Source organism: Oleiphilus sp. HI0079 (assembly GCF_001635105.1).
Genome location: NZ_LWFT01000733.1, coordinates 1 through 3,625 on the forward strand (window position 1 = coordinate 1; position 3,625 = coordinate 3,625).

At 45.8% G+C, this 3,625-nt stretch carries 2 protein-coding genes; both read left to right on the forward strand.

The window, feature by feature from the left end; translation table 11 throughout:
• The first annotated feature begins 396 nt into the window (after positions 1 to 396).
• The gene (locus A3750_RS13315; protein ID WP_255374882.1) at positions 397 to 1,566 is read left to right on the forward strand and encodes an ABC transporter substrate-binding protein; all 1,170 of its coding nucleotides are present in this window, start codon (positions 397 to 399) and stop codon (positions 1,564 to 1,566) included.
• A gap of 60 nt (positions 1,567 to 1,626) precedes the next feature.
• The coding region (locus A3750_RS13320; protein ID WP_068548354.1) for a PAS domain S-box protein at positions 1,627 to 3,625 on the forward strand (1,999 nt) is incomplete at its 3' end.

Here is a 3,625-nt window from a genome sequence, read left to right on the forward strand (position 1 = left end):
TTATTCTTATTCTTATTCTTATTCTCTTATTCTCTTATTCTCTTATTCTCTTATTCTCTTATTCTCTTATTCTCTTATTCTCTTATTCTCTTATTCTTTTAGTTGAGAATTCCTCTACATTAATGATTGCAACGCGGTTTTGAGTTAGCCTGAAGGTAAGCCTTAAGCTTTGCGCCTGACAGCGAGTCTGCGAATCAAGGTTGGCTCACACACAACTTATACCAAACATCCCAAGATCTAGTGAAGCAAGCTCCCTTTATGGCAAGTTAAACTCATGCCTAAATGCGGGAATAGACTTGCCCAAAGCCTTTTTGTAATTTTTCTCATCTCCCGCTGCAAAACATCGTTTCTTGTCTAAACTTCCGTTAGATCCTTCATATGCGGCTGATTATAACCATGAAGCATGGAATTCTTTTTTTCTTTTTTTTGAGCGTCTTATCGTTCGGGAATACTGGCCTTGCCAAAGAGTTAGTTATTGGATTGGACGCCGACATGTCTAGCGTTGCAAAAACAGGCGGCGTGGCAATTCAACGCGGGGCACAGCTCGCTATCAATGAGATCAATGAACGTGGCGGAGTGCTTGGCCAAACCCTTGTACTGAGCGTTCGAGACCACAAAGGCAATCCGGCGCGCGGTATCAGCAATTTAAAGAAGTTCTCAAAGCGTGAAAATCTCGTCGCCGTGCTCGGCGGCGTACATACCCCTGTTGTGCTTCAAGAATTAGAAACGATACATGAAAACAAATTGCTTTTTCTTGTCCCTTGGGCAGCTGGAACGCCCATCACCAGTAATAGTTTTTCTCCAAACTATGTCTTCCGCGCATCTATAAGAGATAAAGAAGCCGGACCTGTACTTATCAAGCATGCAGTGGGTACGGGCGCCAAAAACGTCTACCTAGTGTTGGAGCGAACAGGATGGGGTCGCTCGAATGAGGTCTCTATGCGCCAAGCCGCAAAAGAGAGCGGACTTGAGGTATCGGGTGTCTCTTGGATCAATTGGGGTCAAAAGAACGTGACAAAAGAAGTGTCCGAGATTGCGGCCAGTGATCCAGATGCCATCATGCTCGTTGCAAATGCGCCAGAAGGAGTCGTTGTCGCGAACGCTCTGCTTAGCAATCCGGCACTTTCTAACAAACCCGTGATCGCACATTGGGGAATTGCGGGCGGGAATTTTGTTAACGCAGTGGGCTTAGAGCAGCTCTCCCGATTGAATGTCTCAACCATTCAGACCTTTAGTTTTTTAAATGCGTACGACCAATCAAAAGCTAGCGAAGTGTTGAGTGCTTATCAATCCACATATGATCCAAACGCTAGCCAAGAGAATATTCAGGGAGTTGTTGGCTTTGCGCAAGCCTACGATCTCGTCCATATGTTGGCGCTCGCGATTAAGTCAGCAGAATCCATTGAACGGCCCAAAGTGCGTGATGCATTAGAGGCGCTAGAAACGTATCACGGACTGATCAAGCACTACGAAAAACCGTTTTCTCCTGACCAACATGACGCTCTTCTTAGGGATGACTACTTCATGGCGGCATTCAATGAGAATGGCAACCTTGTACCAAATTAAAATAAAGGCGATACAAGTGAAGAAAGGCAAAAGCTTGAAGACGCTCTTAGGCGCACAAACATGACACAACGCCTACCGCTTTCTAAACGAGTGCGCAAGGCGACGCTTAGCCGTTTTATTCCGATTATTGCGGCTTCGCTCATCGCCGCGTTAGTCATCTCGTTTGCTTTTATTAATCTACAAATAGCCAAGAGCCATCAAACACATCTTAGCGAATTTTCTGCCAGTTATTACCGTTCAATCGCCGCGCTGAATGCACAGGTTGCTTCGCTTGCACGTAACGATTTGATGATAAACAGTCTCATCGACTTCAGTAATCGAGACTCTTACCTGCCCGTCTTCTTTCGCTCTTTAACTCCAACCAACCTCACCTCAGCCGACTCCAAATTCAGCATCGCGTTTACCGACTTTGAGGGCGAGATCATTACAGGTATTTTTATTGAGGCCTTCAAAGAAGTAGAACAGCATTTCGCCTGGAAGGAGCAGGCGTTAGAAAAAGGTCTTTCTTTTATCGAGGTTGGGAAAAATGGATTAATGATAGTACATCCAGTCATTTATGGTGGGTCAGCAGAGGGTGCGATCGCGTTACACATCCGATCACTCTCTTCTGTTTTGCGCGTTGAAACCGGCGAATACAACCTCGTAGTCACAGACGATTCAAGCATCATCTTCGAGGCGAACGAACAGTTTGTAGGCAAAGGACTAGCTGCAACCCTAGATATTGACTCAGGTGTTGCAGGCATGATTACGAACTCTAAGTTAATGCCCCTCAATAACAATAAGAGATTTGATCCATCGGATTTAGACAAGGCATTGACCGCAACCATCGTCCAGCCTTATCTCTCAGCTTACTCAGATGCGGGCTGGGTTATCGGTGCGCTAGCGCTCGCTTTAACGACCATTTTGTTTTCAACTCTGTTCAGTATCCGCCTAACGAGCAATATCGCCAGTAGAATTATCGATCGATTACGGGATCAAATTGGTGCGGCAAGAGATAAGCCAGGATCATTTAAAAAAATAGAACCTACGAAGAGCGAGTCTCGAGAAATTTTTGAATTAAGGCAGACCTTTAACTCGGTAATGGAAGAGTTGCTCGCTACCACTTTTGTAAAAGAGCGAGTAGAAGGTGTTATAGATTCGCTTGGCGAGATGCTCGTCGTGTACGATCTTCAAGGCGAACTAGTAATGGCAAACACAGCCTTCGCCTCGCTCTGTTTTGAGTCCGGCACTAGCCCTGAGGCAAGCCGCGAGAATATCTTTCCAGACGACTTTGTGGTGCCACGAGCTAGCAATTCTCCGACAATCATGAAGCACCATAATCAAGGCGACAATCACATTCGACACGTCAGTTGGATGCGGACGCTTTATACAGATACAGACGATAACATCATCGGCATTGTGTTGACCGGAGTAGACCTAACCGAGGTCATCGAACTCCAGCAAGAACTCTCACTTAAGAACCAAGCCATTGATGAAGCACAAACACCCATTATTATTGCAAACGCGACCGAACAAGGCTTTCCAATTTCTTATGTCAATCGCGCCTTCGAGCATCAGACCGGCTATACATTCGACGAAGTAAAAGATACCAGCTGCAAGTTCCTTCAAGGCGAAAACACTGACCCGAAAGAGGTTGAAAAGATCTCTAAAGCACTCAGAGAACTCAGGCCCGTGACCACCACAATCCTTAACTACCGGAAGGATGGTTCTGAGTTTTACAACCGTTTATCGCTCACCCCGATTCGCGACCTTGATGGCGAGGTAACACACTTTTTGGGATTACAATCAGACATCACAGATCAAGAGCGAACACAGCAATACTTAGAGCAAGCACGAATAAAAGCGGAGGACTCTGCCAAATTAAAAGCCGAGTTTTTAGCTAGTATGAGTCATGAGATTCGCACGCCAATGAACGGCATTTTGGGCATGCTCGGGCTGCTTGAATCGACAACACTAAATAAAGAGCAAGACCAACATGTGCGGTTAGCCAAATCGAGCGCCGATGCATTACTCGTCTTGATCAATGACATACTCGATTTTTCCAAGATCGAAGCAGGCA